Source organism: uncultured Gemella sp., assembly GCF_963515875.1.
Lineage (GTDB): Bacteria > Bacillota > Bacilli > Staphylococcales > Gemellaceae > Gemella.
Window position 1 is genome coordinate 1 of record NZ_CAUPZX010000068.1, and the last position, 5,108, is coordinate 5,108.

The 5,108-nt window shown below is 29.4% G+C and carries 7 protein-coding genes; 1 reads left to right on the top strand and 6 read right to left on the bottom strand.

Annotated features, from left to right (window positions below; genetic code table 11):
• Nucleotides 1-277: 277 nt before the first annotated feature.
• Complete coding sequence (locus RWL85_RS08365) at nt 278-559, top strand: GNAT family N-acetyltransferase (protein ID WP_314087060.1); 282 nt, start codon at nt 278-280, stop codon at nt 557-559.
• Nucleotides 560-701: 142 nt separating this feature from the next.
• Here RWL85_RS08365 and RWL85_RS08370 read toward each other — a convergent pair whose 3' ends face one another.
• From RWL85_RS08370 to mnmE, 6 genes are all read right to left on the bottom strand, one after another.
• On the bottom strand, nt 702-1,334 hold the full coding sequence (locus tag RWL85_RS08370; protein ID WP_314087063.1) for a DUF421 domain-containing protein: 633 nt from the start codon (nt 1,332-1,334) through the stop codon (nt 702-704).
• On the bottom strand, nt 1,334-1,786 hold the full coding sequence (locus tag RWL85_RS08375; RefSeq protein WP_314087067.1) for a DUF3290 family protein: 453 nt from the start codon (nt 1,784-1,786) through the stop codon (nt 1,334-1,336). Before RWL85_RS08375 ends, RWL85_RS08370 begins: the two co-directional genes overlap by 1 nt.
• Nucleotides 1,787-2,062: 276 nt before the next feature.
• A complete protein-coding gene (locus RWL85_RS08380) occupies nt 2,063-2,386 on the bottom strand; it encodes a hypothetical protein (protein WP_314087069.1) in 324 nt (107 codons plus the stop codon).
• A gap of 8 nt (nt 2,387-2,394) precedes the next feature.
• Nucleotides 2,395-2,877, bottom strand: a complete 483-nt coding sequence (locus RWL85_RS08385; protein ID WP_314087072.1) for a hypothetical protein — start codon at nt 2,875-2,877, stop codon at nt 2,395-2,397.
• Between the two features lie 182 nt (nt 2,878-3,059).
• Complete coding sequence (locus RWL85_RS08390; protein ID WP_314087073.1) at nt 3,060-3,824, bottom strand: exodeoxyribonuclease III; 765 nt, start codon at nt 3,822-3,824, stop codon at nt 3,060-3,062.
• 155 nt (nt 3,825-3,979) lie between these two features.
• Nucleotides 3,980-5,108 (bottom strand): tRNA uridine-5-carboxymethylaminomethyl(34) synthesis GTPase MnmE (gene mnmE / locus RWL85_RS08395; RefSeq protein ID WP_314087075.1); only part of this gene is annotated, 1,129 nt, incomplete at its 5' end.

The following is a 5,108-nucleotide window of genomic DNA, read 5'->3' on the forward strand; positions in this document are numbered from 1 at the left end:
AACTCATAAAAAACACCCCTTTCACTGTTTTGTCCAGTAAAAGGGGTACATATCACTATAACTTTTAAATAAAACTAAAACATAATATACTTTAATAGTTGTTTCTCTTATAACTTTAATAAGCTATCTATATTTTACACTCTCTTCTTCAATATCTTCTTCCTTTTTTTCTATCCTCTCATCTATCTTAATTCAATTTCTCATACTTTCCTCTTTTTTATGATATAATAACAGTAATAACACTCATATTACAATATGATTATCCCAGGAGGTTTATATGGAATTTACTAAAACAAATAATGGTTTTGTTAAATATGATGAACAGGGTAGGGTAATTGCTGAAATTACTTATTCTACTACTAGCAATCCTAATGTAGTTGTTGCTGATCACACTTTTGTCGATTCATCACTTCGTGGTCAAGGTGTAGCAGGTAAGCTATTAGACGCTCTTGTTAAAGATATGCAAGAACAAAACAAAAAAATCATCGCAACTTGCTCTTATGTTGTTAAAAAATTCCAAGAAGATTCTTCTTTCGATTTTATTAACGCTGAAAAATAGTTTTTTAAAAGCAGAAAATTGATTTTTTTCAATTTCCTGCTTTTCTTTTTTATAATATTAACCAATATTATTATTTTTATATTTTGTTTTTATTTTACATCCTAGTGGAATTTCTTTAATATTATTTAGTACTATCAATATTTTAATATTCTATTATGTGGAGTTGTCCTTTGTCATATTCAGCCAGGAATATTTTAGATGTGTCTTCATATCCCATTTTTAATAAAGTTTCTTTTAGCCAGTCTTCTGTTTTATCCATTGATTCCAACGTATTAATTTGAATATTACCATCTGTAATTATTGGATATTTTGGGTTTTCATCACCCGCTAAAACTATAATTAACTGTCCATTTTGTTCTAACACGGCTCTTTTAACTTTTTTAATACTATATACTCCCTGACTTCTTAGTTTGAACGCTAAATCATGAGCAGTCAAACCACTCTTTCTTGTAGCTTCTACATCTATTTTTCCATTTTTCACCACAGTAATCGGTTCTCCATCTACTATTTTTTTGAAGAACATATTATTTGTTTTCAACCATTTTTGAATAAGTACTAAAATAACCCATATTAATAGAATATTTATATACTGTAGTATTGAGATTGCTGGATTATAGATTACACCACCAATAATCCCCCCAAGTACGTAGTTTTGTACTTGATCACTTGCTGAAGATGGTGCTAAATTGCCTTTGCCAGAAACATTAATTACAAACACTAACAATATTAATCCAAGTGCTAATTTTATTGCTATATCAACGTATGAAAGTTGCATTATTTATTCACCTCCACTTTTTCTACTACTGGATCTACTAAATCAATTTTTTCTAGTAGATAATCATCTTTTTTACCACTACTTATTACTCTATAATATGTATCGTCAATTTTTACGAATGAATTCTCTATTGATACCTCACTATTGATATAAATACGTGTTTTTTCTACATTTAAATGCTCTGCTATTTTTTCAATGAATTGTACAGAACTCCTGTATTGATTAGAAGAAACAGATTTATCTTTGTAGTTAGTTATGCCTATGGTTATCGCTAACACTGTTCCTAATACTAATATTATTGATAATTCTCTATATTTTGTATCTTGTCTGTTTTTATAATACTTAATTAAACTAAACAATAATACTAAAAGTAGTATACCTACAATAACTATTCCTACAATGTTGTTTTGTTCTATTTTACTTTGTAAGTATTCGTAAGAATAAAATTTCATCGTTTTTCCTCCTTGTATATTGTTTCATGTGAAACGTGCAAAAAAAATTTTTATCATCTTATAATTGTTTCACATGAAACATAGATTTTTATTTTACTTCTAATTCATAAGCAACTCTTTCTTTATCATCTAAAATATTTTTCATAGTTAATTTTATAAAACCTTTTTCTTTGAATCCAAATTTACTGAAAGATTTTCTCATTATTTTATTGTCTAAATGAGTATCTATTCTCAAATATTTTATTTTTTGAGATTTAGCAAAAAAATAGATAGTTCCTATAAATTCACGAGCAATTCATTAAGCACGATATTTTTTACCGTTGCTAAACGATGAATAGCTAAGTAACTAGAATTTTCTAACCAAAAAGTAGAGTAGTTTTCATAGTCTACATCAAATGTAGTCAGTATAGCTGTAGCTACTATCTCACCTGATTTTTCATATACATATGATATTCCATCATTGATATCATTAATAATCTCATCACGACTAGGGGAACCATGTTGCCACTGATTCACATCTTGTTCTTTTAAAAATTCTCTACCGTCTTCTATTATCTTCATTACACAGTCTAATTCATCTTTTTTCGTTGTTCTTAGCATATTTTCTACTATTTTATTCTAATTAAATTTTCTTGATATCTATGTTTTTTATCTCGTAATAAGGTTCTTATTACTTGCAGAGTACTTTCAAGGGCATCTATAGCAGAAAATTCCCAAATCAAGGTTGCTTCCATAAGGAGTTCAAAGGCGTTTTTAAAACCCGTAGCTCTTTCAGCACCTCTAGCATCCCCTATAAATAGTGCATTATTTAAAGATATTTCATCCATTATTATTAATTCTGGTTTATACCCCTCAAATAAATGCAAAACTTCTGCTAAATGTGAATCTATTATGTCTTCTTTTTCCAAGTAATCTATATACTCTCTTTCTGTTTCAAAAATTGGTAACTGTATATCTCTTTCTACTAAATAATTTCTACCATATGTCTCTCTAACAATATCTATTTTCCCTAATTCGTCGAATTTTATATAATCAATAGAATATTCTGAGTCACAATCGTTTACATCTTCTATATAGAATTTTGGTCCCATAAATTACCTCTTTTCTTAAAAATTAATAACGGATGCTACTTAAACTTGTAATTTATTTTGATTAAGTCACCTCCGTTTATTTTATTATGCTTTTTTTAGATTACATCACACTTTATAATCAGACTTACGCCTAGTGTATTAAAAATATACGTTATGGATTTTTCCATAACGTATATTTTATTTTACAACAAATTGTCTTTTAATACAAGCTCTACAGGACAGTGATCACTACCAAATATTTCATTGTGAATAGTAGCACTTTCTAAATATTCTTCCATGTCTTTACTTACTAAGAAGTAATCTATTCTCCATCCTGCATTATTTTTACGCGCATTAAAGCGATAGCTCCACCATGAATAAGCTCCTGTTAAATCAGGATTATAATATCTGAATGTATCGATAAATCCTGCTTCTAATAACTTCGTAAATTTATCTCTTTCTTCTTGTGTGAAACCTGCGTTTTTAGTATTTGATTTTGGATTTTTTAAATCTATTTCCGTGTGAGCTACATTTAAATCTCCACAAACAACTACCCCTTTTGTTTTGTTTAATTCTAATAGATAGTTTTTAAAATCTTCTTCCCAACTCATACGGTATTCTAATCTCTTAAGCTCACTACCTGAGTTCGGTGTGTATACTGTAATAAAGAAAAATCTCTCATATTCTAGCGTGATGACACGACCTTCTGTATCATGTTCTTCTATTCCTATTCCATACGTTACATTTAATGGCTTGTGTTTAGTATATATCGCAGTTCCCGAATATCCTTTTCGTTCTGCATAGTTGAAATAACTATAATAGCCATCGAATTGCAAATTTAATTGACCTGCTTGCATTTTTGTCTCTTGTAAACAGAAGAAATCCGCATCTAATTGTTTAAAATCTTCTTCAAAATTTTTACCAACGATTGCTCTTAAACCATTGACATTAAAACTTATACATTTCATTTCTTTCTCCTTTTTGTTTCATGTGAAACATTTTTTCTTGTATTTCTTGTTTTATGTGAAACATTTTATCTTGTTAGTACTGCCGAAACATTCTTTAACTTGATTGTTCTGTTTCACGTAAAACATTTTAATCTTTCTTTTATGTTTTTTCTAATTTATTTTCCTAAACAGAATCTACTGAATAATTCATTTATCAGCTCATCACCAGAATTTTCCCCTATAACTTCTCCTAATAGGTTGAATGTATTCGTATAGTCTATTAAGACCATATCTACTTCTAATCCTAATTCAGCAGCTCTGATAGCATCGTTTAAGCTAGCTAAAGCACGTTGAATAAGGTTGATTTGACGTGTGTTTGATAAATATGTCGCATCCTTTGGACGAGCAGCTCCACCGAAGAATAAGTCTCTTATATTTTTCTCTAACTCATCTATTCCTTTATATGTTGTCATAGATGTTTTTATAATAGGATGGTTGTACGCTAATTTTCCAACTTCTTCTATATCAATTTTCGTCTCTAAATCTAATTTGTTTAATATTACAATAGTTGTTTTACCTTCTGTTAGTTTTAATAATTCTTTATCGTCTTCAGTTAGTTCTTCACTACTGTTTAATAAGAATAATACTAAATCAGCTTTTTCTAGTGCTTCTTTACTACGTTTAACCCCAATTTGTTCCACGATATCGTCTGTTTCACGAATACCAGCCGTATCGATTAATTTAATCGGTACTCCTTTAATATTAACATATTCCTCTAGCACGTCACGTGTTGTTCCTGCTATATCAGTCACTATAGCTTTATTTTCTTGTAATAGGTTATTTAGTAACGAACTCTTACCTACATTAGGACGGCCGATAATCGCTGTATTTATCCCTTCTTTTATGATTTTTCCTTGTTTTGATGTTTCTAATAGACTTTCTAAACTATTTCTTATGCTCGTTGATTTTTCAAGAATAGTTTTTGTTGTTTCAATTTCTAAATCGTCGTATTCAGGATAGTCTATATTTACCTCAACGACAGTTAGTATATCCAAAATTTCAGCACGTAGACGTTTAATAAGCGTCGATAAGCGCCCTTGCATTTGGTTATTGGCTATTTGACTTGCCTCATCTGTTTTACTCTTAATAAAGTCTATTACAGCCTCTGCTTGTGTTAAGTCTATACGACCATTTAAAAAGGCACGTTTAGTAAATTCACCTGGTTCAGCCATTCTTGCCCCATGTTCTAAACAAAGTGCAAGTACTTTTTGAATCGTTACAATACCACCATGACAGTTAATTTCT

Bases quoted from the DNA above. Each gene is read 5' to 3' on its own strand.
- RWL85_RS08390 (WP_314087073.1), bottom strand. From the start codon at position 3,824: ATGAAATGTATAAGTTTTAATGTCAATGGTTTAAGAGCAATCGTTGGT.
- RWL85_RS08385 (WP_314087072.1), bottom strand. From the start codon at position 2,877: ATGGGACCAAAATTCTATATAGAAGATGTAAACGATTGTGACTCAGAA.
- RWL85_RS08380 (WP_314087069.1), bottom strand. From the start codon at position 2,386: ATGCTAAGAACAACGAAAAAAGATGAATTAGACTGTGTAATGAAGATA.
- RWL85_RS08370 (WP_314087063.1), bottom strand. From the start codon at position 1,334: ATGCAACTTTCATACGTTGATATAGCAATAAAATTAGCACTTGGATTA.
- RWL85_RS08365 (WP_314087060.1), top strand. From the start codon at position 278: ATGGAATTTACTAAAACAAATAATGGTTTTGTTAAATATGATGAACAG.
- RWL85_RS08375 (WP_314087067.1), bottom strand. From the start codon at position 1,786: ATGAAATTTTATTCTTACGAATACTTACAAAGTAAAATAGAACAAAAC.